A 24,911-nucleotide genomic window follows, 5' to 3' on the forward strand; every position below is an offset into this window, starting at 1 on the left:
GCATTAATTATTAAATTTTTGCACTTCGCAATCGTAAGGCATTCCCAATAACAGAAACCGAACTAAAGCTCATGGCCAGTGCTGCAATCATTGGCGATAGTAATAATCCAAAAAACGGAAATAAAACGCCTGCTGCAACTGGAACGCCTAGTGTGTTGTAGACCAATGCAAAAAACAAGTTTTGTTTAATGTTTTTCATCACGCTATGACTTAAGTTTTTGGCTTTTACAATGCCGTGCAAATCACCTTTAACCAAAGTAATCATAGCGCTTTCAATGGCGACATCAGTTCCTGTTCCCATAGCAATCCCAACATCACTTTTTGCTAATGCTGGGGCATCGTTTATGCCATCACCAGCCATGGCAACCACCTTACCTTGTTTTTGAAGTTTTTCAACTTCCTTTAATTTGTCTTCAGGCAACATGCTGGCTTTAAAATCTGCCAGGTTTAATTCCGTTGCAACCGCTTGTGCTGTATTATGATTATCGCCTGTAAGCATGATCACTTCAATGCCATTATCTTGAAGTTCTTTAATGGCCTTGGCACTAGTTGCCTTTATTTTATCGCCAATGACGACATAACCAACAACATTTTCGCCAATGGCTAAATAAGAAACGGTTTTACCCTGTTTTTGATAGCTTTTTGCTTCGTCTTCCATTTCCGAAGAAATTTCAGCATTTGCATGTTCCATCATTTTAGGGTTTCCTAATGCTACGGTTTTACCGTTTATGGTTCCTTCAACACCTTTACCTGTTAAAGCACTAAAATCAGTAGACTTCAATAATTCGGCATTCTTATCTTTTCCATATTTAACGGTTGCTTCAGCTAATGGATGTTCAGAATTACTATTTAAGGACACAATATATTGAAGGACTTTTTCTTCGGAATATTCATTTCCAAAAGCAACAACTTTTTCTACGGTGGGTTTGCCTTCGGTAATGGTTCCTGTTTTATCTACAATTAAAGTATCTACTTTGTCCATTTTTTCGAGGGCTTCGGCATTTTTAATCAGCACACCATTTTGAGCGCCTTTCCCAACACCAACCATAACAGACATAGGTGTTGCCAATCCTAATGCGCATGGACAGGCAATAATTAAAACCGCAATAGCATTCACAAAGGCATACACATAAGCGGGTTCTGGTCCCCAAATGGCCCAAACTACGAAGGTTATTAATGAAATGATAACCACAACTGGCACAAAATAACCCGACACTTTATCGGCTAAATTTTGAATGGGCGCGCGACTTCTGCTCGCATCGTTCACCATGTGGATAATTTGAGAAAGTAAGGTGTCGCTTCCAACTTTTTCAGCTTTCATCAGGAACACTTGATTCCCATTTATGGTACCACTACTTACGTTATCACCAACCGTTTTGTTAACAGGAATTGGTTCTCCAGAAATCATGGATTCGTCAACCGTAGTTTCACCTTCGGTTATGGAACCGTCAACAGGAATTTTATCTCCTGGTTTTACTTTTAAAATATCGTTTAATTCAATGTTGTCAATACTTACCTCAACATCTTCGCCATCTACAACTTTTGTGGCTTTGTTTGGTGCCAGTTTTAACAATTCTTTTACGGCTGAATTGGTTTTACTATGCGCACGTGCTTCTAACAATTGCCCTAGTAATACCAAGGTTAAAATAACCGTTGCAGCTTCAAAATAGACATGAACTGCGCCAGATTCTGATAAAAATTGTTCTGGAAAAAAGTCAGGAAAGAACATCCCAAAAACACTGAATAACCAAGCTACTCCAGCTCCTATACCAATAAGCGTGAACATATTGAGGTTCCACGTTTTGATGCTTCGGTAAGCACGTTCAAAAAACATCCAAGTAGCATAAAATACCACTGGAATGGACAATACAAACTGTACCCAATTCCAGTTGACTTGATCCATAATGTTGTATAATGGATTGTTGGTGAGCATTTCACTCATGGCAATGATGAAAATCGGCAAGGTGAATATGGATGCTATCCAAAATTTCTTCAAGAGTTTTTTATAAGTTTTCTCTTCTGAAGATAAGTCGGGTTCCATAGGCACTAAATCCATTCCGCAGATAGGACAATCTCCTGCTTCGTCTTTTACAACTTCAGGATGCATCGGGCAAGTCCATTGTTCTGCATTGGAAGTTGAAAGGTTTTGCTCTTCTACCAAATCCATTCCACAAACCGGACAATCGCCAGCTTTATCATAGGTTTTATCGCCTTCACAATGCATTGGGCAATAAAATGTTCCAGTACCTTTGCCTTTAGGTATTTCTACTTTTACATTTTGAGATGGCTTTTCTCCAAGTTTATGAATGCTATAACTTCCACCATCTTTTTTTAAGGCATCCTGAAATGTTTCAATTGGAATATGCGATGCCATTTCAATGTTAGCTTCTTTCTTTTCTAAATTGACGCTTGCATTAGAAACACCTTCTACTTTAGAAAGTATGTCTTCAACGTGGTTGCGACAGCCGTTGCAAGTCATGCCGTGTATGTGATATGTGTGTTTCATCTCGTCATCGTTCTGAATGTGAATCGTATAAGTGTCACCATCCATTTTCAAAGCCTCTTGAAAGGTTTCAATAGGAATATGCGATGGCATTTCAATCGTAGCTTCTGCCTTTTCTAAATTGACGGTTGCATTAGAAACACCTTCTACTTTAGAAAGTATGTCTTCAACGTGACTACGACAACCGTTGCAAGTCATGCCGTGTATGTGATATGTGTGTTTCATTTTTGTTGTTTTATAGACCTAACAGGTTTTTGAAACCTATTAGGTCTGGTCTGGTTTATTTTTTTATTCTAAAATTAATTCCTGCAACGTCTCAATATTCAACTTTTTGGAACTTAATACATGCTTAAAATTATTCACATCACTAAATAGCTCTATTACCTCATCTCTTTTTATAGACGTTTCTTGATCGCTTATCAAGGCATCATAAGATGAATGTTTATATGTTCTATAATCTTCTATTTGATGATGGGTAGAATTTGTATTTACATATATAATAAGGTTTCTCAAGTAATTCTCTTCTGTAATTTTTATTCGCTTTAAATGTTCTTGAAACAAGCTTCCTCTTCTATTATACCTTTTGTTAATGGCTTTAGTATAAGCGTTCATCATGTTTGAAATAGGTTGGTGCAAACTGATTTTACTATTATTTTTACCAACTTCTTGTTGCGATTCCTCTTTGAATTTTATAATAATATGAAAATGATTTGGTAGTAAGCAATAGCTGTAAACATCCGCTACAGAAAGCAAATACTTCTTCATTAAAACCAAGAAATAGCTGTAGTTTTCTTGTTCTAAAAAAATGTTTTCATCATTATTCCCTCTATTGTATAGATGGAAAAAATGTTCTGCTTCAAAAGGTTGATGTTTCATTTTTATTTGTGTTATTATTTAGACCTAACAGGTTTCAAAAACCTGTTAGGTCTTTTAGGTCTGGTTTATTAATTAAAGCGTATCAATAACCGATTTCAATTTATTGGTTATTTCTTCGGCAATCCCCTTTAAATCATCATTTTCTACAGCTTGCATGCTAGCCATAGGATTTACGGCGGAAACTTCAATATCGCCAGATTCCAACCTCTGTACAATAACATTACAAGGTAACATGGTGCCAATCTTATTTTCTGCCAATAGTGCTTTATGCGCATACGTTGGATGACATGCTCCCAAAATTTTGTAGTCGTTAAAATTGACATCCAGTTTCTTTTTAAGCGTTGCTTTAATATCAATTTCCGTTAAAACGCCAAAGCCTTCCGTTTTGAGTGCTTCTGTTACGTTTTCTATAGCGTCGTTAAAATTTCCTTTTACTGTTTTGTTAAAATAATACGTCATAATGTGCTGTTTTTAATGTTAATAATATAGTTTAGAACTAACAGGTCTGTTCAATCTTAAAATACGAAAAATTAACTCGTTAAATAATTTATAAGTATCGTTTGAACGTAATAAGTTTTTATGGACTCTATTTGATTCATCTGAAATTTTAATTGTAATTCCTGAATATCCAAAACATCATTAAAATCAATGGTTCCTGTTTCATAGCTTTTCACTAAAATCCTTTCAGCATCTTTGGCTTGTTTTAGATTTTTATCCTGCGTATCGAATTTAATTCGTGACTGATTACGCTGCGAAATGGCTTTCGACAGTTCCGCTTTCAGTATATTTAAGCGTTCCGCCTTTTGAGATTGTATTTCCTGTTTCCGTAATTCATTTTGCTTGCTTTGTGAGCTGTATTTTTTATTGAAAATAGGTATGGAAACCGTCAGCATGGGCATTACCATATCTTTATAGGAACTGGTAATCATGGGGCTATTTTCTTGATTAATATATTCCACACCAAAACCTATCATGGGTCCACGTTCTTTTTGGTTTAGTAATTCGGACTGTTCCACAGATTGATACAACTTATCATACTTGAGTAATTCTGGGTTTATAGATAAACTATCATAGCTAAAGAAATTGTCGCTTTCCGGAATTTTCATGGTTGAAACCACAGACACCTTAACATCGTAGTCCCGATTTAGTAAACTATTCAGAGCAGCTTGAATACCTATATATTGTTGATTTAACACCTCTTTCTCTTGTTGTAATTCGTTTTGTCTAATCTGTAAACGTAAGACATCTACGGCTGATGCTTTGCCGACTTCTACCGAAGTCAATGCCAATTGCTCATAGGTTTTCAATAAGCTAATAGTGTCATCAAGAACATCTTGTTTGGCGCTTATTTCATACAGTTGATAATAGAATTGCGACACAGACACCGCTAATTTCCGTTTGACTATGGTGATGTCTATATATTGCGCATCAGCCATAGAAGTCGCATAATTTTCTCGTGCAGTTATAGTACCAAACCAAGGCAGCATTTGCATAACGGATACCCTAAAGTTTTCCATAGGCATTTCCATTTCAGGTTTCAAAGCCATAACGCCCAAATTAAATTCGGTGTTTGGCAAACTGTTGACTTCGTTTACTTTTTCGGAAGCAATTTGATATTGAAAATCAACCTTTTGAATTTCGGGATTGTTCTCTAGAGCTTCGTTTATGAGGGTGTTTAAATCTTGAGCACTCAAAGAGTGAAAAGTGAAAAGTGAAAAACTACAAATCAAAACAATTCGCAAAGGACAGGTGACTTGCGGAAAACTAAAAACTCGTATTCGTAATATGTTTATAAACTGTTTCATTTTTGAATGTTTGATTTAGTGGTTTTAATAGAACTTACTAACATGGCAACTAATTCTTTATTAAAACCAACATGTAATTGATGTGCGTCTTCATGTATATAACCAGTATCTTTCAAAAAATCCAACCAATACAATGTTTCATTAGCTTCTTTCAGTGAAATACTCATTTTATGTACAAAATCGGCCTTGCTTTGAGCAAATTCCGCTTCACGAATTAATGCGCCAATTGCAGTTCCACTTCTCAAAAACTGATTGCTTAAAACATATTCTGTTCGCTCATTTACCAATAATTGGGACAACTTTACTACCAGAACTGCAAAGGCATAACTTTTATCTTTTAAAATGCTTTTACTCATAACTTTAAACTTTTAGTTTTTCACTTATCACTTTTCACTTTTCACTCTTCACTTTTAATTTTTCACTTCTCACTCTTCACTTTTAGTTTTTCACTTTCAACTCCGCCCTCCAGCTATACAATACGGGAACCACAAATAAGGTGATTAGTGCAATTAACATGCCTCCAAAACTTGGGATAGCCATCGGAATCATGATGTCACTTCCGCGTCCTGTAGATGTTAAAATGGGTAATAATGCTAAAATGGTGGTTGCTGTAGTCATTAAACAGGGTCTGATGCGTTTTTCGCCGGCTTCCACAATGGATGCTCTAATTTCTTTTCTATTTTCTGGCGTATTTCTATCAAATGTTTGCGTTAAATAAGTCGCCATAACCACACCATCATCAGTTGCAATTCCGAAGAGCGCAATAAACCCAACCCAAACGGCCACACTTAAATTAATTGGATGCATCTGAAACAAGTCGCGCATATTTTCTCCAGCGACATTGAAGTTTAAAAACCAATCTTGTCCATACAACCAAATCATGATGAATCCACCTGCGAAGGCAACCGCAATTCCGGTAAACACCATTAAAGACGTGGATACAGAACGGAATTGGAAGTACAGAATCAAAAAGATAATTGCTAAAGCTAAAGGCACAACAACCGATAAGGTTTTTTCGGCTCGCAACTGATTCTCATAGGTTCCTGTGAATTGGTAATTAATCCCTTTAGGTACAATCAATTCACCAGAAGCTATTTTACTTTGTATTAAAGCTTGTGCGTTTTCAACAACACTTACTTCTGCAAAACCAGCTTGCTTGTCAAATAATACATAACCGACTAAAAAGGTGTCCTCACTTTTAATCACTTGTGGACCTTGTTCATAACGAATGCTTGCCAATTCACTTAAAGGAATAGGACTACCTGTTGAAACAGGAATATAAATTTGTTCTAAATCAGACGGATTCCCGCGCAATTCTCTTGGATAACGCACACGAACACCATAACGTTCTCTGCCTTCAACGGTTTGGGTTAGTACCATGCCACCAACTGCGACTTGTATTACGTCTTGCACATCTTGAATAGAAATACCATAACGGGCTATTTTTTCTCTATCAATATCAATTAGCAAATACGGTTTCCCAACAATACGGTCGGCAAAAACCGCTTCTTTTTTAACACCTTCAGCTTCTTTTAATATCGTTTCTAATTGCACGCCAAACGCTTCAATTTGTTTTAAGTCTTGTCCTTTTACCTTGATTCCCATGGGTGCTCGCATGCCTGTTTGAAGCATGACCAATCGGGTTTCAATAGGTTGTAGTTTTGGTGCTGACGTTACACCTGGTAATTTGGTGACTCGTACAATTTCATTCCAAATATCATCAGGTGATGTAATTTCTGGTCGCCAGTTTCGGTAGAATTCACCATCGTTGTCTTCTATTAGTTGAGATTGTTTAACGCTAGTGGTAACTTCGAGTGATTCTGATTTTTTATCAGAATTGTATCGAGAAGTATTGGGTCTCGATACATCACTCGTGCCTCGTGACACTCGACCTGACGTCTCCTTGAATCTTTCACTTCCATCGTACGCCAATCGTCCATCGGTCAATTCAAACAAACCATCCTCATTCACTTTATAACGCTGACGCTCACCATCATCATTCAGCATATATTCCGGTTTATACTGAATCATGTTTTCGTACATCGATAAAGGTGCCGGATCTAAAGCCGATTCGGTTCTACCTGCTTTACCAACAACGGTTTCAATTTCTGGAATGCTGGCAACGGCCATATCCAATTGCTGCAACACCCGTTTGTTTTCTTCAACTCCAGAGTGTGGCATTGAGGTTGGCATCAACAAGAAAGAACCTTCGTTTAATGATGGCATAAATTCTTTTCCTGTGTTTTTCATGATGAAAAAACCGGCAATTACAATCGCCGTTGGAACAGATAGAAACAATAGTTTATTATCTAAACACCATCTTAAAATACGCGTGTAATAACTTCGGAATAACATAAAACCACCCAACAATCCAAAACAAATGACACTTACAAAAATGAGATTCCAAAAGATGCTTTTATCGACTCCTAATGGTCTCCAATATTCAGCTAAAAGGAATACGATAGCAGCTGCAGAAATGATTATATTAATAATATTTGCGCGCTTTGCATCAATAATATTTTGAAGTTTTAATAGACCTGAAATTCCAAAACCTATCAAAATGATTCCTAACCAATAACCATAAATAAGACCCATTATTCCTGCTATTATTAAAGCTGCATTTATAAGGTAACTAAAACGCGTTTTGATGCTTTTTCTTCGGAATAAATAGGCTGCAAAAGGTGGAATTATAAATAAAGCCACAATAAGGGAAGCGGTTAATGCAAAGGTTTTTGTAAAGGCTAATGGTCTGAATAGTTTGCCTTCGGCTCCAATCATAGTAAACACAGGAATAAAACTAATAATGGTTGTCATTACTGCGGTTACAATGGCACCAGAAACTTCCGCTGTGGCGTTGTAAACGATTTGGTTTATTGAACGTTTGTCATTCTGAACAGCGTGAAGAATCTCATCTTCAGAATCTGCGTCGCTATAATCATTTTTAATTTTTAACTTTTCACTTTTAACTGTTCGCTTTTCACGTTCAACTTCCAAATGCCTGATGATGTTTTCTGAAAGTATGACACCAACATCCACCATGGTTCCAATAGCAATGGCAATACCAGAAAGTGCCACAATATTGGCATCGACATTGAAGAGTTTCATGGCGATAAATACCATTAAAACCGCAACTGGTAATAAGCCAGAAATTAAAATAGAAGCGCGAAGGTTAAATACCATAATGATAATAACCAAAATGGTAATTAAAATCTCTAATGTTAGGGCTTCGTTTAGTGTGCCTAAAGTTTCTTGAATCAGTTCACTCCTATCGTAAAATGGCACAATAGTCAGTTGGGATGTACTACCATCTGCTAAAACTTTGGATGGCAAACCAGAACTCAATTCGTTGATTTTTTCTTTGACGTTGTTGATAACTTCCATCGGATTTGCACCATAACGTGCCACAACAACGCCTCCAACAACCTCTGCACCTTCCTTATCTAATATGCCGCGTCGTGCTGCAGGCCCTAATGATACCTTACCAATGTCTTTAATTTTTAGGGATGTAAAATCTTCAGAAGTCACAACAGCATTTTCTATGTCTGCAATAGATTTTACGTAACCCAAACCACGCACTAAATATTCGGCTTGATTGATTTCTAGTGTTTGCGCACCAATGTCTTTGTTGCTTTCCTTAACGGCTTTTACAACTTGGTCTAACCCCACATTGTATTGACGCATAAGTTCTGGATTCACATCTACTTGATATTCCTGAACATAACCACCAATAGAAGCTACTTCAGATACGCCACTTGCCGATGATAAGGCATATTTTACGTAGTAATCTTGAATGCTTCGCAATTCGTGTAAATCCCAACCACCAGTAACGTTTCCGTTTTTATCACGACCTTCTAATGTGTACCAAAAAATTTGTCCTAAACCTGTGGCATCTGGTCCTAAAGCAGGATTAACATCTTCGGGTAATAATCCGCTTGGTAAAGAGTTTAGCTTTTCTAATATTCTGCTTCGGCTCCAATAGAATTCTACATCTTCTTCAAAAATGATATAGATACTTGAAAAACCAAACATAGATGAACTTCTGATGGTTTTTACACCTGAAATTCCCAATAAAGACGTCGTTAAAGGATAGGTAATTTGGTCTTCAATATCTTGGGGTGATCGACCTTCCCATTTGGTAAATACTATTTGTTGATTTTCTCCAATATCTGGAATAGCATCTACTGCCACGGGATTACTCGGTAAAAACCCAGTATCCCAATTAAAAGGGGCATTCACAGTTCCCCAACCTACAAAAAGGACGAGTAACAGAACAGCTACGAGTTTATTTTCTATTAAAAATTTGATGCTTTTATTCAGCATGAGTATTGATTATTAAACAGTTAGACATTGATGTTAGAAAAACATCGAACGCAAGAAGTCATCCTAATGAAATGAATCACTGGATAACAGGGTTTATTGTTTAAAAATCAAATTAAATAAGTCTCGTCAAGCTTGAAGATTTGCCTGATAACGAGTGGAGGTTCGTATGTTGTATAAGAAGAAGCTTGGGTGTCAAGATCTTCAAAAAGGTTTAGGTATGTCTGTACAAATGACGCAATAAATACCTGTTGCTCAAAAGAAATTTTGTCAACATGTAATTGGAGTTCATCTTGACCATCAACTAGAGTTTGTTCGTTTTTACAACAATCTTTTTTGGTAATCGTACAGCCTTCCGTAGATGGTTTATTCATATCCATACCGCAGCCTTTGGCTTTATTAAAGATAGCGGTTTCTACCAAAGTACCACCACAATAATGCATATCAACTGTGAATGACAACGTCGAAAATAACACGACAAATGCCATAGCAATAGATAGTATATTATGGAATATTTTTTTCATACGAATTACGAAGTTACAAAAAATTTATAACTCACTATTTTCTTTAACAGAAGTTTACCTATTTAAAAAAGAAACAACTGGATTTATAAGCACTTTTATATACCTATAGGTTAAAATTAATAAAAGCTTACATAAGAAAAAACAATAAAACAAATACCAAATATCACCACTGGAGCATGCGATAAAAAGTTCAGGACGCTTTAAATATGACAAGATTACACATCCTAAATAATTAACAATCAACTGAATGATTTTAAAAAAAACACAACCACATGCAATGAAATCGGTACTATTTCGTTATTTTACAATAACATATAAAACAGCAATTAACATGAAACCAATCAAATTTAAGCACCAACTACTGCTCCTTTTCGGATTGAGCATCATGGCATGGTCTTGTTCATCAGATGATGACAGCAATAACAATCAAAACACCCAAGCACAAATTCAAGCCAGTGTAACAGCCAATACCTGGATCATTACACGCTTTGTAGATTCTGGAAATGATGAAACTGGTCATTTTTCCTGCTATGCCTTTCAATTTGGTGCTAACGGCACACTAACAGCAACTAGTAGTAATAATACTTACACAGGAACCTGGAGCATTACAGATAGTAACAGTAATGATGACAGCCAAGACGACCTAGATTTTAACATCAACTTCAACCTCACCAATGAATTTGAAGATTTAAATGATGATTGGGACATTATTAGTTATAGCTCTAATTCCATTGCACTTATAGATGTTAGTGGTGGCAATGGCGGAACCGATTATTTAACCTTTACAGTCGGCGCGCCAAACAGCAATTGTTCATCAGAAACCCAAACCACCATACAAGATAATGTGGCAACAGGAACCTGGCGAATTACTAATTTTGTAGATTCCGGAACCGATGAAACCACCAATTTTTCAGGCTATAATTTCACCTTCAATAGTTCAGGTGTCTTAAATGCCAACAATGGCACAACGGAATACAATGGTACATGGAGTATAACAGATAGCAATAGTAATGATGACCATCTGGATGATTTAGACTTCAATATCAATTTCAATCTTACCAATAACTTTCAAGATTTAAATGACGATTGGGACTTTGTATCACAATCAGCAACCAGAATTGAGTTAATAGATGTAAGTGGCGGAGGTGGCGGAACCGATTACTTAACATTCGAGAAAAACTAAACCACTAAATTAGGTTCGTTGGTTGTATTTACATTTTAATTTAAATCGCTTTAATATCAAACGTTTAAGTTTGGGTTTAAAGCGATTTTCTTTGGACTCGGATTTGAAACCCTACTTCTCAATACATCAGTTAACAAATAAGGTATAATAAGTCACCGATTTTGGTGTTATTAAAACAAAAAGCTTTTTTTATTATTGTTTGGTCTGCACTAATCTGACTCACCATTTATCGTTTCCATTATTTCTCTAAAACTATTCAGTCCAGATTCTATATTTTCAATGATTTCATTCGCTAAAATGTCTGGGTCTGGTAAATTGTCTAAATCGGTTAAGCTTTTGTCTTTTAACCAAAAAATATCTAAACTCGTTTTGTCTCTTGCTATGACCTCATCATAGGTATATTTTCTCCATCTTCCTTCCTCGTTTTCTTCGCTCCAAGTTTCTTTTCGTTTGTTAATGTTCTTGCCCTTATACAACTCAATAAACTCTTTTAAATGCTCTTGTCGCATCGGGCTTTTCTTTGGTGTATGATGTACGTTTGTTCTGTAATCATAAAACCAAATGTCTTTTGTCCAAGGGTCTTTACTTGCAGGTTTGTTGTTAAAAAACAACACATTTGCTTTTACACCTTGCGCATAAAATATTCCTGTTGGCAATCTTAAAATAGTATGCAATTCTGTGGTTTGCATTAATTGCTTACGCACTTCTTCGCCAGCTCCACCTTCAAACAAAATATTGTCAGGAAGTACAACTGCTGCTTCTCCTGTTATTTTTAATTGTGTTTTTATATGCTGTAAAAAATTTAATTGCTTGTTGGAAGTCGTTTCCCAAAAATCTTGACGATTATAACTTAAATCTTCTTTTACAATTTCGCCTTGTTCGTTGGTAAAAGTCATACTACTTTTCTTACCAAAAGGTGGATTTGCCAAAACGTAATCGTAGCGTTCGCCATCATCTGCAATTAAGGCATCATTTGGATTGATAAACGATTCTCCATCTATTTCTCCAATGTTGTGCAAATACATATTCATTAAGCACATTCTACGTGTATTGGCAACAATTTCGTTTCCGTAAAAGGTTTTGTTCTTTAAAAACTCTTTTTCTTCTCGGTCTAATTTGTTGTTATCTACAATCCAATCGTAAGCAGCTAAAAAGAAACCACCAGTTCCACAGGCTGGGTCAACAATGGTTTTCATTGGTTTTGGTTGCACACAGGCTACCATTGTTTTTATCAATGCTCTTGGTGTAAAGTATTGTCCAGCGCCACTTTTGGTGTCTTCTGCGTTTTTCTCTAAAAGACCTTCGTAAATTTTACCTTTTATATCTGCGCCCATCATGGACCAATCTTCTTTATCAATCAGGTTGATGACTTTAAGCAATTTGGCCGGGTCTTGTATTTTATTCTGACTTTTGGTAAAAATTTGACCAAGTGTTCCTTTTTCGGTAGAAAGTGTACGCAATAATTGACTGTAAAACGACTCTAATTCTGCACCACGTTTGCTAGATAAAGTTTCCCAATTGGCAATTTCGGCATCTGCAACCTCGTTGCCTTCCACATCTTTTAGTTTCGGAAAAACTAATCCTTTATTGTAAGGCGGTTTATTGAGTTCATCTGCCATTTTTAAGAATAGCAAATAGGTAATTTGTTCTAAATAATCGCCATAACCTACGCCATCATCACGAAGTACGTTGGCAAGGTTCCATATTTTTGATATTATTGAGCTGTCAGTCATTTTATTTATTTCTATTTAATACGCTAATCACTAATCGTTTTACTGTTTCCATTTCTTCTGGTTTGCTAGAAGCAATAAAAAGGGTTAAACTCGCTAGCGTATCATTACTAATTATCGGTTGCTGTTGGCTATTAAATAGCATATTATTTTGTTGTAAAAACTTAAGAAAACAAGCTGCTGCTATACGTTTATTACCATCTACAAATGAGTGGTTTTTTACAACTAAATATAAAAGCATTGTAGCTTTCTCCTCTAGTGTTGGATAAAAATCAGCTGACCCAAAGCCTTTTGCAATTTGGGCTACCGAACTTTCAAAGCTCTTATCTTTTTCTTTGCCAAATACAGCACTATCAAACTCGGCTAACATTTGATTGATGAGCTTTTGATAATCGGCTAAACTTGGGTAATCTGCTTCTCTTTTAGTTAAACCTTCAGCATCTAATTGTTCATGGTCGTAATCATCTAACAAGCTTAAACCTTTTGCAAAAACAGTTAGCCATTCATTATCTACTGTTTTTTCTTCAATAACTCTACTTAAAATGTGAATACCATCTTTTAATAGTTTTACTTCTTGTTCTTTTTGGGCTAAACGTTTTTCATTAATAGTATAACCTTTTACCAAATGGTCTTTTAAGGTTTGAGTTGCCCAAATTCTAAATTGAGTTCCTTGTTTAGATTTTACACGATAACCTACAGATATTATTACATCAAGGTTATAATGTTCAATCTCTCTTTCTACAGTTCTATTACCTTCTTTTCGAACTTGTCGGTATTTCCGACTAGTTGCTTCTTGTTCTAATTCCTTTTCCGAAAAAACATTTAAAATATGTTCAGTAATTGTACTTCTCCCTTTACCAAACAAAGATGCCATTTGGTCTTGTGTAAGCCAAACCGTTTCCTGCTCAAATTTTACTTCAATTTGAGTAGTTCCATCTTTGGCTTGATAAATTTCTATTTGGTTTTGTTCCTTCATCTATATTGAGCTTGTGCCATAGTTGCACAAGTTATAGTTTTTTGAACTATCGCCTATTTTGCGACAGTTGCTATTTTTTCTTCTTTTCCTCTCTAATCCTCTCCAACAACACACTAGCAGGCTCATACTCCTTATCTGATTTACATTCTTTAATTTCTGCTGCACTTAACAGTTTACCTTCAAATGCTTTTTTAAGAATACTTTGGCGTAAGGCTCGTGCTTTTTCTAAACTTGTAGCAATATTTTCCTCTAGCTTATCACAAACAGATAATCTACTTTCTACTTCGCGGACAATATTTTCTTGTTCGTGGATTGTTTCAGGTAGAATAAAATCAAATTTTTCAATTTTAGTAGAGCTTATGTTTGGTTGCTGTGAAGACGAAGATTCTTTTAAAACACGCCTTTTAAAAAAGTCTGTGAATATAAAATACTTCAAAAAATTCTTATTTAGTTCACCATTAATTACAAACCTACCAACACGTTGATTTAATAAAGCTGGTAAATCTGATTCTTTAACAACAACTGTTTTTATATTATTAAGTGATTTTATTACTGGACGTGTCATAGCAATTAAAACATCTCCTTTGTTTAGTGAATAAGAATTAAACTCTTCCATTCTAGAACTGGATACAAATGTTTTATCACTCCAATCGATATTTTGATAATGAACATTTTTTATTTTTACTATTGGTATTCCCGAATCAGTAAATTCTGCACTTTTGAAAGCAAAACCTCCTTGAAGTTTTGCAATACTACCAATTTTACAAACTTTCCAATTTTTTGGTATTGATGACTTTAATCCGTTTATAAGGATATCTTTTTTTTCTGTATTTGGTTGAGTATAACCACCCTCAAAAGCCTTTTTTAAAACCGCTTGCCTATAAACAACCAATTGGTCTTGTGCTTTTTTAAGGTCTGCAATGCCACTATCTAAACTGCTAAATAATTCTTCTATTTTTTTGACAATGGCTTTTTGGATATGAATAGGTGGCAATAAAAACTCAACAGATTTGAGATTTGGAAGATTGATACCTAATACCGTTGTGCCACTTGAAAGTTTTAGTATTTCAGGTTTTAGTGTATTAAATAACCAGAAGAAATATTCTATTTCAGATTCAATTTTTGGTTTAGCAACTTTTAAATCTTGATTTATAGCTGTTTTAATTTTCGATAAAATTGGTGTACCTGGGCTTATTCTTGTTGCGAGAATTATTTCATTTTTATTTGCAATATTTGCCGAACTGTTTTTTAAACCTTCTTCAGTAATAAAGTCTTGTGTACTAATTAAGTTATCGCCTTTTAGGTCTTTTATTGATGCCCAAGGAATATTACCATTCCAATAATCAGGATTACTCTTGCTAGGTGTGCCTCCTCCAATAAAATCAAACACTTCTCCTAAAGTACATTCAACCCAATCTTGTCTCAAATTGTCTGAACCTTGATTTGGCTCGATTTTCTTGATTTCTTGATTTTTTATGTTCGGTGTGGTTTTCACTATTGCTGGTATTTTTTTTTAATCAGGTAATCTTCTACTCCTAAAAAATTCAAGGTTTAAGACTTTTTATTGTTATTGTGTACTCTTTTAAATTGAAGCGATTTTGCACCAAAATTTATCAAAAGCCCTATTTCTAAATTATAAGCTTCTACATAATTCATCGCTTGAGCCAAATGTACATCTTCGAGGTTGATAATTGCTTTAATTTCTACCATAATGATGTCTTCTACAAAAAAAATCAACTCTTCTAGTACCAATATCGTGACCCTTGTACTGTATAGACATATTATGCTCTCGACTAAAATTAATATTTCTATCACTTAACTCAATAGCCAAAGCTCGCTGGTAGATGACTTCCTGAAAACCATTGCCCAAAGTTTTGTGCACTTCCATTGCAGCTCCAATAATTGTATGTGTCAATTCTTTATGTTCCATTCATCAAAAATCAAGTAATCTAATAATCCTAAAAATCAAGGTTCAGACATTTACGCTGCCAACACTTCATTCAATTCCTCAATAATCGTGTTCATTTCCTTACCAAATAATTGGTACATTTTACCTTTTCCGCCTTTGGCATCAAAAGGTGTGTAATCTAAATCGTCTATTTCTATATGGTAACTACTCACAACGTGGTCTTTTATCATTCGTAACCAGTCTAATTGCTCTTGCGAAAAGCGGTTATGTTGTCCTGTATGCTGTTTAAAAATCCATTTATTAAAATTAGCTTCAATGGTGCTGTCGTAGGCTTTCAATTCGCTGTCTATGCCACAAACTCGTCTAATTAAAGAGACCAACGCAGTTAATTCGTCTTTGGGTTGTTTGCTTTTTACGTCTTCTAAAGTTGCATAAGCATCCCAAACATAATCTGGTGCTAATAATGGCTTTTCAAGTTGCAGTTTTTCCATTACATCTTTTATCATTTTAAAGGTGATGTCTCTACGGTTATATGGTTGATTGTAAAAGATGCTCAAGGCTTTAATTTCGTCTTTATTGGCTTCTAAATATTCGGTAAAATGGTTTACAATTTCTGTTGCTTTTTCTACAGAAGTGGTTTGCCATTCGCTTTTTGTAACCGTATCTATATTTACACTATCAATAATTTGTTCGTGTTGTTTACGAACATTATCCAAATAACCATTTAACGCTCCGTTAAACGTTTTACTTGCTTCTAAAATCAATTGTTCTTGGGCTTTCTTTTTAGCCTCTTTTATTAAAGCCGGTGTTTGGTCTTGAACAGGAACTTTGTCAATCTCAATTTGTGCTTTGGTTTCAATGTCGTCTTGGTCGAAAGCTGTAATTAATTCTTTGGTAATTTGTTTTAAGTTTTTACCACCAGAAAACTCCAATAATTTGTCTTTTTCCTTGTCTGTAATTTGTTTTTCTAAACGGATTAATCGGTTGGCTAAAGACAAAAACAAATCTTCGTCTGCAACTCCCATGGTTATTGCTCCCAATAAATCTTTCATTGGCACAGAAGGTTTGCGTTCTAAAGGTCTGCTGTCCGTTTTTTTTAGATTTTGTGGCGCCAACAGCATCTACAATAACAAAATGTGTTTTGGTTTTGGCTGTTTTTGTTACGAGTTGTAAAGAATCGCTATTAATCGTTCGTGTTCCACGACCTTTCATTTGTTCAAAATAGTTGATGCTTTTTACATCTCGCATAAACAATAAAACTTCCAAAGGTTTTACGTCTGTTCCTGTTGCAATCATATCAACTGTAACTGCAATCCGAGGATAATAGGAATTTCTAAAACGGTTCAATATCGATTTTGGGTCTTCCTCAATTTTATAGGTTACTTTTTTGCAAAAATCGTTTCCTTCGTCAAATTCTTCACGAATTATTTTTATAATATCGTCTGCGTGACTGTCTGTTTTTGCAAAGACTAATGTTTTTGGCACTTCGTAATCTCCGTTTTCGTCAATACGGTTTGGGAAAATAGTGGTTTTTAACGCCTTTTTATATTCACGAATAATGTTTCTAATTTGACTGGGATTAACAACTTTTTTATCTAAATCGTTGCGTTTATAATCTGTGTCTTCATCTTCTTGTTGCCAACGTTTTTTACGTGTTAGCTTATCTCGTCTGTCTACAAACCATCCTGCTTTTATGATTTCTCCATTTTGAGAAATTTCCGTTTCAATCGTGTACACATCATAAGGTACATTGACGCCATCTGTTACGGATTCTTCATACGTATATTGGCTCACTACGTTTTCATTAAAAAAACCGAAGGTTCTTTTATCAGGTGTTGCCGTTAAACCAATAAGAAAAGCATCAAAATAATCTAGTACTTGTTTCCATAAATTATAAATGGAACGATGAGCTTCATCAATGACTATAAAATCAAATTGTTCAATGGGTACTTTTGGTGTGTACTCAACAGGAACCGCTTTGTTTTTAGACATTTTGTTTTGTAACCAAGAATTTTCGTTTGGATTTTCTAATTCAGCACTTTCGTCTAGTTCTTCTCCTTTTAGAATAGAATAGAGACGTTGTATGGTTGAAATACACACTTGACTATCCGAAGCTATATAACTTGAAGATAAACGCTGAACATTGTACAATTCTGTAAATTTTCGATTATCATCATTTGGCTGAAAAGTCATAAATTCCTGTTCGGCTTGTTCGCCAAGGTTTTTGGTGTCCACCAAAAACAAAACACGTTTTGCATCTGCGTGTTTTAGCAAACGATAAACAAATGTTGCTGCTGTAAATGTTTTTCCAGCTCCAGTAGCCATTTGAATTAAGGCTTTTGGTCTGTTCTTTTTGAAAGAGTGCTCCAGATTGTTAATAGCTACAATTTGAGCAGGACGCAATCCTGTTTCGTCTAAAGCAGGAATTGATAACAATCTCTCTCGAAGAGGTTGCCCTTTTTTTAGCCATTCTGCAATGGTTTCTGGTTTATGAAACCAAAATACAAGCCGACCTCTTGGTTTGGGGTCTCTATAATCTGTAAATCGTGTTAGCGTTCCAGTGCTTTCATAAACAAATGGCAAGGGATCGTTATCTAAATATTTTAATTTAGCATTGGCATAATTCATGGACTGGTCCTCAACCACGGTAAGTCTATGCCCTTCATCTTCACGTTTGGCTTCAATGATACCAACAGGTTTTCGGTCAACAAATAATACATAATCCGCAGGACCAACATCTGTTTGGTATTCGCGAATGGCAATGCCGCGATTGGCTGATAAGTCAACTTTGTTTTTAGATTGAACAACCCATCCAGCTTCTCGCAACATGGCGTCGATTTTATCCCTTGCAATTTGTTCTGGGTTTTGGTTGACCTTTACAGACATTTATAATAATTAGAATATGAAATAAGTTTACAAAATACATCTTTTTCATTTAATGGCGTAGCAGAATAATAACTAAATATTTAAAATAAAACATTGTAAATACAATACACTTTAACCTTCCTACTCTGAAAATCTCCAGTAAAAACAGAAGTACATCACGCCTAAAAACTCCTAAAATCTAACATTTATAAACAATAGCCTTACGGAATACCGGAATAATAACTAAATATTTAAAATAAAACACCAAAACCCCATAAACCAAAAACCTTAAACCACCACAACTAGCCATCTTTAAAATCCTTATAATGGCCACTTTTAAAACCCCAAAACATCAAACGCCGCAACGCTAAAAATATAAAAATCTAAAAATCGGAACCCCAGCAACTCAACACCTCCCAGCCTTCGCGAGAAAAAAACAAAACCCAATACCACCTAAAAAGTGCTCCAAAAAAAAGAGGTTAAAAATTATAGCTATAGTTTTTGTTAACCTTTCTCTTCCAATATCATAAATCAAGTAAAGTACCATTTTTAAACAATACAGAAACTTAAACACGGTCGGGATTTTGCTTGCCACAACCCACAATCTTTATCACCTCATTGAGTACGAACCCATAAACAAACACCCATGAAAGCCTTACAATTACATTGCAAAGCATTAATAATCTTATTAGTAATAAGTGCTACCTTTAGCAGTTGCAGTAGTGACGACGACGTTGCCGTTGCAAAAATAAAATATCAAGTATCTATAAATGCGTCCCCAAGTGATGGTGGAACCGTCTCCCCCCAAAGCGGAGAATTTGAAAAAGACAAACAAATTGATATAACAGCTACACCCGCTGCCGGTTGGGAATTTAAAGAATGGCAAGGCGATGCAACGGGAACTGCGAACCCTATCCAGCTTACTGTAAATGATACAAAAAACCTAACGGCAGTCTTTGAAAGAAACCTATTCTACCTCGCAGAAAACGGCGTAACAATACTAGCTCCAGACGCTGCCGTGGGAGATTCAGGTGTTGTAAATGGCGTTACCTATACCAAACGTACGGCAGACCAAATTACACCTGAAAATGCCGAAACCACCTGTACCACTGGTATTACGGATATGTCTAACTTATTTAGGAATGAAACGGCCTTTAACGGAGATATTAGCCATTGGGATGTAAGCTCTGTAACCAATATGAGCTCTATGTTTTACACGGCTTCCAGCTTTAACCAAGACTTAAACAATTGGGATGTGAGCCATGTAACGGATATGAATTACATGTTTTTAAAAGCTAGTGTTTTTAATGGAAACATTAGCAACTGGGATGTAAGCAGTGTAACGACCATGAATGAAATGTTTCGGGACACCAATGTCTTTAACGGTAATTTAAGCGCTTGGGATGTGAGCAGTGTAACCGCTATGAATCAAATGTTTTATAGTAGCGTCAATTTCAATGGAGATTTAAACAGCTGGGATGTGAGTAACGTAACAGATATGAGTTATATGTTTTGGGAAGCTGACGCGTTTCAAGGAAGTATAAGCAATTGGAATGTGGGCAATGTAACGAATATGTATTATATGTTTCGCGGTTCCGAAAACTTTAATAGCGACATTAGCAACTGGAATGTAAGTCAAGTAACAGATATGTCAGGTATGTTTACGGATGCCTCGTCCTTTAATCAGAATCTAAATGCATGGAATGTTGGTCTAGTAACAAAAATGAATAACATGTTTAGTGGTGCTAGCGTTTTTAACGCTAATATTAGCAACTGGGATGTAAGCCGTGTCACAACTATGGATTATATGTTTTCCCGTGCAACCAATTTTAACCAAAATCTAACGACTTGGTGTGTTATAAACATTCCGTCAGAACCTATTGGATTTGCCACCTACAGTGCATTAACCAACAGTAATAAACCAAACTGGGGATTCTGTTTATAACATAAACAAACGTCCTAAGGCAACAAGTGATGCCAACGCCAAGAAATGTAACATTCTCAATAAATAATAAATATGAATAATGTGTACTAGCTGAACAAAAACTAAAACCCTACTTGATTTTAATACATTAACAAAATATTCAGTCCTGCTTCGGTAGGACTTTTTTTATTTAAAAAAAATACCGTAACAAACAATTCCAAAATCTTTATAACTCCCAACTTTTAGACCTCATCACCAAGACAAACACCACAACAAAAAGCAAACAGCAAACAACAGCATAAACCACTTTTCACTTTCCATTTTTCACTTTTAACTTTTAACTTTTCTCTAATCAATCCCCAAAACACCAATCCCAACGCCATTAGCCGCATGTAACAAATACATCAGTCCATCAACCTCTTGGTAATACCGTACACCAAGTACAGCCAACTGCAAACCCAAACCACTCGGCACGCTGTTAGGTGTCAAACTTAAAGAAGTGCCAGTAAAATCTTTAGCCAAAACCAAAGGTGTTGCCAAGTGTAAGGCAGAATCTAACGTTTCAAAATTAAAATCCAAAATACCAAACTGCAAGGCAATATGGGTAGCACCCGGAATAAATGACACCTGCGTCATATTAAACTTAGGAAATACTAATGTATGAGTAGCCCAATCCATAGAAGACGCAAAAGGCAATACCTGTTGCACCACACAATCAGGTGTATAGTTAAAATCTTGAAGCAATTGCTTGCCCAAATCCGTCGTTAAACCGTTTGCAACGCGGCGTTCACCACGCGCATGAATAGTGTCCAAAGTTTTCAACTGGGTAAACATGGTCATCAACCGGCTATGAAAAAACGTAAACTTATGCTGGGTATAAAACGGCCGTAACGCCATACGATAGGCTTTATTTACGCGTGAACAATGTCCAAACTCGCTTCCATTTTCACGTACCCGCCGCATACTAGCTTTGGTTTTTATAGCCGTGCCATTAAACCCGCCACCTGCAACACGCGCCACAGGTTTCCCATTCAAATAATAAAAATTAATTCCACCAATCGTCCCAACCAATGGAATAATACCTTTTTGCTTTGCCATAATATGTCAATTTTAAATGAATTACAACAGAATAACCTTTCTAATCAGCAATCACCTTTTCACTTTTCACTTTTCACCTTTCACTCTTCACTTTTCACTCTTCACTCTTCACTCTTCACTTTTCACTTTTCACTCTTCACTCTTCACTCTTCACTCTTCACTCTTCACCTATCACTTTTCACTTTTCACTCTTCACTTTTCACTTTTCACTCTTCACTTTTCACTTTTCACTCTTCACTTTTCACTCCAATAAAGATAACAAATTAAAAATAAAGGTTATAGCGTGGTTATAATATGCTTAAATAATGATTAAAACAAGCTTATAGCAACCTAAACACGTATAAGAAAAAATGTAGCGTCGTAGCACTTCAACTCACAACCGTGAACCATAAACCTTGAACTCCAAACCCTAAACCTTGAAACTTGAACCCCAAACTACCCAGCACCATACAAGCAAATTACCACGAACCCTTGTTCTATTCTCTCATTTACAGTTATAAATTGAACATCAAACGTGTTTGAAAGCATAGCAATTGCTCGCCCTTTTTTACGGAAAAGACGCAACTTTGCATAATTAGAATGCTATCTTTGAAATACGCTTCAAGATGTAATAAACCATTCCATAAACGATGGGGTTTAAGGATTTAAAGCAAACTTATTTTAAACATAGAGAATATGAAATTTATCGGCAGTCAGTTAGCCTTTTATATGAACGACAGGGATTTTAAAAATAACTCCAAGGTTCTTCTTAAATATCTAGTGCTTTTAGCAATTGTCATTATAGTTTATTCACTCCTCTTCCATTTTATCATGGCTTTTGAAGGCCAAGATCATTCCTGGATAACCGGTTTTTATTGGACACTTACGGTTATGAGCACGCTTGGATTTGGAGACATTACCTTTGCCTCCGACCTTGGTCGTCTTTTTAGTATTGTTGTTTTGCTTTCTGGTATTTTCATGTTAATGATTGTGTTACCATTCGCATTTATTAGACATTTCTATATTCCGCTGTTAGAGTCCAAAAAGAATAATAAAGTTTTGCGTCAAGTACCTACTGGAACAAAGGATCATATCTTAATATGTTCTTATGACATTATTGCTAGAGACCTCATCGAGCGCCTTAAGCAGGATACCATTCCTTATTTTGTAATTGAAAGCAATCTAGAAAAAGCCATAAAAAATCATGACGATCGTGTTGCCGTGCTATTTGGAGCATTGGATGACGAGAAAACCTTTATGGCTGCCAACATTAAGGACGCGAAAATGATATTAGTCAATAGAAATGATATTTTAAACACCAAAATAATACTGACTATTAGAGACTTGGCGCCTAATATACCTATTGTGGCTATAGCCACGGATATAGATTCTGTGGATGTACAACAACTAAGTGGCGCGGACCATGTACTACCCGTAAAAAAATGGCTAGGCGAACAATTAGCCAATAGGGTTAACACCCAGCATGCGGAATCTCATGCCATCGGACAATATGAGGATCTGTTAATTGCTGAATTGCCCATCCACAATACACCTTTAGTTTCTAAAATTATTGGCGAGATAGGCTTAAGGCAAAAATTCGGTGTGAGCATTGTAGGTATTTGGGAACGCGGGAGATTGCAACCTATAAAAGGAGATGAAATATTAACACACGAAAGCGTTCTTGTAATTATTGGTAACAAAGAACAACTTAATAAAATTGACGAGCTGTTTTTAGATTATAATGTAAATCCCAATCCTGTACTACTCATTGGAGCAGGCAAGGTTGGGTTGGCAGCCGCACAATCATTACATAAAAATGGTGTTTTAGTAAATGTAATTGATAAGGATCCAGAAATATGCAAAAAAGTAAGTCCATTTTGCAATGAGGTATTTATTGGTGATGCTGCAGATTATCAACTATTAAAAAAAGCCGGCGTTTTAAAAGCACCTTCGGTTTTACTCACCACCCATGACGATACTATGAATATTTATTTAGCCTCCTATTGTCGTCAATTAAATATGGACGTCCGAATCGTGAGCCGTATCTCAGAAGCGCGGAATATTGATATTATGCAAAAGGCAGGCGCCGATTTTGTATTAAGTTACTCAACATTGGGATCAGAAGCGGTTTTATCTATTTCTAAAGGTCAAGAATTAACCGTTTTGGGTGAAGGTTTCACCCTATTTATTATTGCCATTCCAAAGTCATTAGAAGGTAAAACCCTTGCTGAATCCGGCATAGGCGCTAAAACGGGACTATCTGTTATTGCCATAAAAGAAAACGATGAAGTGGTAACCTTATTATCTGCAAAAACAATACTGCCACATGGTGCGGAAATAGTCATGCTTGGTAATATAGACATGAAACAGAAATTCAATAAAATATATGTTAACCGTGCTTAATAAGATTTTTAAAGTCCTTTACCATTTCAAAGACCAATTAATATATAGCTATTATTATGTTATTTAAGCATCCGTTTTAGCTTGGGTTATATCCCGAAACGTAGGTGCGTTTTCGGTAATACTGCCAGCACCTTTCTTATTAATTTTAAAAGTGACATCTTTTGTGGTGGTAAACAAAAGCACGGTTAAAAAGGGCGCTTTTAGACGCTGTTTTACAATCTCAAACGCTTCTTCTATAGAATGTGTTTCTTCAACATCTTCCGTTTCTTTGGAAGCATAGCGCAATTTCACCAACACCTTAAAGTCATCCTTGGCGTAAATGGGTCTGACAAAAATGTTTTTCAAATTTGGTTTACCAACGGTTTTTGCCATGGTTAATTTAGCAAAGCGTTCTTCTTGAATACTTTCGGTTACTTGATTCCAAAAAAGAATAAACACATCTTGATACGCCATAAACTAAAATTGTTAGGTAATAATTGTTAGGATTCAAAAATACCATTTATAAACCAAAACCTTATGATCCGTTTAATAAGAAATAACCAATAGTGCTCATGCTTTTAAAGCAACTAATATCACCTGACATTTGGAATTTGGAATTAAATACGCTATTTCCCAATACAATATGTAATTTTCCTTGTATTTATTGGGGTTAGAACATTTGGGCAACAAATAGGATACAAAAAACACCTAAAAAGGGTAAATTGAGGGTAATTATTAATAAATTCAATTACGAATATAGCATAAAAAAACCACTCATAAAGAGTGGTTTCATACATAAAAACATCAACCGTTAATTAGCTGTTCCAGAGCCTAAATAAA

19 protein-coding genes are annotated in these 24,911 nt (G+C 35.6%); 3 read left to right on the plus strand and 16 right to left on the minus strand.

The genetic code is table 11. The features are described from left to right. Positions 1-10: 10 nt before the first annotated feature. The 7 genes from ACN0QX_RS11240 to ACN0QX_RS11270 form a co-directional block, all read right to left on the minus strand. Positions 11-2,728: a heavy metal translocating P-type ATPase gene (locus ACN0QX_RS11240; protein WP_417197053.1), complete on the minus strand. Its 2,718-nt coding sequence runs from the start codon at positions 2,726-2,728 to the stop codon at positions 11-13. A gap of 63 nt (positions 2,729-2,791) precedes the next feature. Beyond that, complete coding sequence (locus tag ACN0QX_RS11245) at positions 2,792-3,379, minus strand: transposase (RefSeq protein ID WP_417197055.1); 588 nt, start codon at positions 3,377-3,379, stop codon at positions 2,792-2,794. A 72-nt stretch (positions 3,380-3,451) separates the two neighbouring features. Next, on the minus strand, positions 3,452-3,838 hold the full coding sequence (locus ACN0QX_RS11250) for a DUF302 domain-containing protein (protein ID WP_248398997.1): 387 nt from the start codon (positions 3,836-3,838) through the stop codon (positions 3,452-3,454). A gap of 71 nt (positions 3,839-3,909) precedes the next feature. Beyond that, the gene (locus tag ACN0QX_RS11255; RefSeq protein WP_417197058.1) at positions 3,910-5,184 is read right to left on the minus strand and encodes a TolC family protein; all 1,275 of its coding nucleotides are present in this window, start codon (positions 5,182-5,184) and stop codon (positions 3,910-3,912) included. Continuing rightward, entirely contained in the window at positions 5,181-5,540 is a 360-nt protein-coding gene (locus ACN0QX_RS11260) for a four helix bundle protein (RefSeq protein WP_417197060.1), read from the minus strand. The genes ACN0QX_RS11255 and ACN0QX_RS11260 overlap by 4 nt, the downstream gene beginning before the upstream one ends. Positions 5,541-5,622: 82 nt before the next feature. Beyond that, positions 5,623-9,504 (minus strand): efflux RND transporter permease subunit, encoded by a 3,882-nt coding sequence (locus tag ACN0QX_RS11265; protein WP_417197062.1) that lies wholly within the window; start codon positions 9,502-9,504, stop codon positions 5,623-5,625. Between the two features lie 107 nt (positions 9,505-9,611). Beyond that, complete coding sequence (locus ACN0QX_RS11270; RefSeq protein WP_417197063.1) at positions 9,612-10,025, minus strand: HYC_CC_PP family protein; 414 nt, start codon at positions 10,023-10,025, stop codon at positions 9,612-9,614. 331 nt (positions 10,026-10,356) lie between these two features. Here ACN0QX_RS11270 and ACN0QX_RS11275 point away from each other — a divergent pair, with 331 nt between their 5' ends. After that, the gene (locus ACN0QX_RS11275) at positions 10,357-11,208 is read left to right on the plus strand and encodes a hypothetical protein (protein ID WP_417197064.1); all 852 of its coding nucleotides are present in this window, start codon (positions 10,357-10,359) and stop codon (positions 11,206-11,208) included. A gap of 209 nt (positions 11,209-11,417) precedes the next feature. Here the strand turns inward: ACN0QX_RS11275 and ACN0QX_RS11280 are convergent, their stop codons facing one another. From ACN0QX_RS11280 to ACN0QX_RS11310, 7 genes are all read right to left on the minus strand, one after another. Beyond that, on the minus strand, positions 11,418-12,941 hold the full coding sequence (locus ACN0QX_RS11280; protein ID WP_417197066.1) for an N-6 DNA methylase: 1,524 nt from the start codon (positions 12,939-12,941) through the stop codon (positions 11,418-11,420). A 1-nt stretch (position 12,942) separates the two neighbouring features. Then, a complete protein-coding gene (gene rhuM / locus ACN0QX_RS11285; RefSeq protein WP_417197068.1) occupies positions 12,943-13,914 on the minus strand; it encodes a RhuM family protein in 972 nt (323 codons plus the stop codon). A gap of 70 nt (positions 13,915-13,984) precedes the next feature. Next, positions 13,985-15,409 carry a restriction endonuclease subunit S gene (locus ACN0QX_RS11290; protein ID WP_417197070.1) on the minus strand — a complete coding sequence of 475 codons (1,425 nt, stop codon included), beginning with the start codon at positions 15,407-15,409 and terminating at the stop codon, positions 13,985-13,987. 56 nt (positions 15,410-15,465) lie between these two features. Next, complete coding sequence (locus ACN0QX_RS11295) at positions 15,466-15,624, minus strand: GxxExxY protein (RefSeq protein ID WP_417197072.1); 159 nt, start codon at positions 15,622-15,624, stop codon at positions 15,466-15,468. Next, positions 15,611-15,844, minus strand: a complete 234-nt coding sequence (locus tag ACN0QX_RS11300; RefSeq protein ID WP_417197074.1) for a GxxExxY protein — start codon at positions 15,842-15,844, stop codon at positions 15,611-15,613. The genes ACN0QX_RS11295 and ACN0QX_RS11300 overlap by 14 nt, the downstream gene beginning before the upstream one ends. Positions 15,845-15,894: 50 nt before the next feature. Next, on the minus strand, positions 15,895-16,848 hold the full coding sequence (locus ACN0QX_RS11305) for a type I restriction-modification enzyme R subunit C-terminal domain-containing protein (protein WP_417197076.1): 954 nt from the start codon (positions 16,846-16,848) through the stop codon (positions 15,895-15,897). Continuing rightward, positions 16,736-18,709, minus strand: a complete 1,974-nt coding sequence (locus ACN0QX_RS11310; RefSeq protein ID WP_417197077.1) for a DEAD/DEAH box helicase family protein — start codon at positions 18,707-18,709, stop codon at positions 16,736-16,738. Before ACN0QX_RS11310 ends, ACN0QX_RS11305 begins: the two co-directional genes overlap by 113 nt. Before the next feature lie 625 nt (positions 18,710-19,334). Between ACN0QX_RS11310 and ACN0QX_RS11315 the strand changes: the two genes are divergently transcribed. After that, complete coding sequence (locus tag ACN0QX_RS11315; RefSeq protein WP_417197079.1) at positions 19,335-20,633, plus strand: BspA family leucine-rich repeat surface protein; 1,299 nt, start codon at positions 19,335-19,337, stop codon at positions 20,631-20,633. Positions 20,634-20,960: 327 nt separating this feature from the next. On the opposite strand, the gene ACN0QX_RS11320 is transcribed toward ACN0QX_RS11315, so the two are convergent. Beyond that, positions 20,961-21,710: a hypothetical protein gene (locus tag ACN0QX_RS11320; protein WP_417197081.1), complete on the minus strand. Its 750-nt coding sequence runs from the start codon at positions 21,708-21,710 to the stop codon at positions 20,961-20,963. 675 nt (positions 21,711-22,385) lie between these two features. On the opposite strand from ACN0QX_RS11320, the gene ACN0QX_RS11325 reads away from it, so the two are divergent. After that, positions 22,386-24,092, plus strand: coding sequence for a potassium channel family protein (locus ACN0QX_RS11325; protein ID WP_417197083.1), 1,707 nt, complete (start codon positions 22,386-22,388; stop codon positions 24,090-24,092). Between the two features lie 63 nt (positions 24,093-24,155). Here ACN0QX_RS11325 and ACN0QX_RS11330 read toward each other — a convergent pair whose 3' ends face one another. Next, positions 24,156-24,545, minus strand: coding sequence for a hypothetical protein (locus tag ACN0QX_RS11330; RefSeq protein WP_417197085.1), 390 nt, complete (start codon positions 24,543-24,545; stop codon positions 24,156-24,158). Positions 24,546-24,911 lie beyond the last annotated feature (366 nt).

The organism is Bizionia sp. (assembly GCF_048259285.1).
Classification (GTDB): domain Bacteria; phylum Bacteroidota; class Bacteroidia; order Flavobacteriales; family Flavobacteriaceae; genus Algorimicrobium; species Algorimicrobium hallyeonense.

Bases quoted from the DNA above. Each gene is read 5' to 3' on its own strand.
- ACN0QX_RS11320 (WP_417197081.1), bottom strand. From the start codon at position 21,710: ATGGCAAAGCAAAAAGGTATTATTCCATTGGTTGGGACGATTGGTGGA.
- ACN0QX_RS11295 (WP_417197072.1), bottom strand. From the start codon at position 15,624: ATGGTAGAAATTAAAGCAATTATCAACCTCGAAGATGTACATTTGGCT.
- ACN0QX_RS11275 (WP_417197064.1), top strand. From the start codon at position 10,357: ATGAAACCAATCAAATTTAAGCACCAACTACTGCTCCTTTTCGGATTG.
- ACN0QX_RS11315 (WP_417197079.1), top strand. From the start codon at position 19,335: ATGAAAGCCTTACAATTACATTGCAAAGCATTAATAATCTTATTAGTA.
- ACN0QX_RS11250 (WP_248398997.1), bottom strand. From the start codon at position 3,838: ATGACGTATTATTTTAACAAAACAGTAAAAGGAAATTTTAACGACGCT.
- ACN0QX_RS11325 (WP_417197083.1), top strand. From the start codon at position 22,386: ATGAAATTTATCGGCAGTCAGTTAGCCTTTTATATGAACGACAGGGAT.
- ACN0QX_RS11240 (WP_417197053.1), bottom strand. From the start codon at position 2,728: ATGAAACACACATATCACATACACGGCATGACTTGCAACGGTTGTCGT.
- ACN0QX_RS11280 (WP_417197066.1), bottom strand. From the start codon at position 12,941: ATGACTGACAGCTCAATAATATCAAAAATATGGAACCTTGCCAACGTA.
- ACN0QX_RS11245 (WP_417197055.1), bottom strand. From the start codon at position 3,379: ATGAAACATCAACCTTTTGAAGCAGAACATTTTTTCCATCTATACAAT.
- ACN0QX_RS11265 (WP_417197062.1), bottom strand. From the start codon at position 9,504: ATGCTGAATAAAAGCATCAAATTTTTAATAGAAAATAAACTCGTAGCT.
- ACN0QX_RS11300 (WP_417197074.1), bottom strand. From the start codon at position 15,844: ATGGAACATAAAGAATTGACACATACAATTATTGGAGCTGCAATGGAA.
- ACN0QX_RS11255 (WP_417197058.1), bottom strand. From the start codon at position 5,184: ATGAAACAGTTTATAAACATATTACGAATACGAGTTTTTAGTTTTCCG.
- ACN0QX_RS11330 (WP_417197085.1), bottom strand. From the start codon at position 24,545: ATGGCGTATCAAGATGTGTTTATTCTTTTTTGGAATCAAGTAACCGAA.
- ACN0QX_RS11305 (WP_417197076.1), bottom strand. From the start codon at position 16,848: ATGGGAGTTGCAGACGAAGATTTGTTTTTGTCTTTAGCCAACCGATTA.
- ACN0QX_RS11260 (WP_417197060.1), bottom strand. From the start codon at position 5,540: ATGAGTAAAAGCATTTTAAAAGATAAAAGTTATGCCTTTGCAGTTCTG.
- ACN0QX_RS11310 (WP_417197077.1), bottom strand. From the start codon at position 18,709: ATGTCTGTAAAGGTCAACCAAAACCCAGAACAAATTGCAAGGGATAAA.
- rhuM (WP_417197068.1), bottom strand. From the start codon at position 13,914: ATGAAGGAACAAAACCAAATAGAAATTTATCAAGCCAAAGATGGAACT.
- ACN0QX_RS11270 (WP_417197063.1), bottom strand. From the start codon at position 10,025: ATGAAAAAAATATTCCATAATATACTATCTATTGCTATGGCATTTGTC.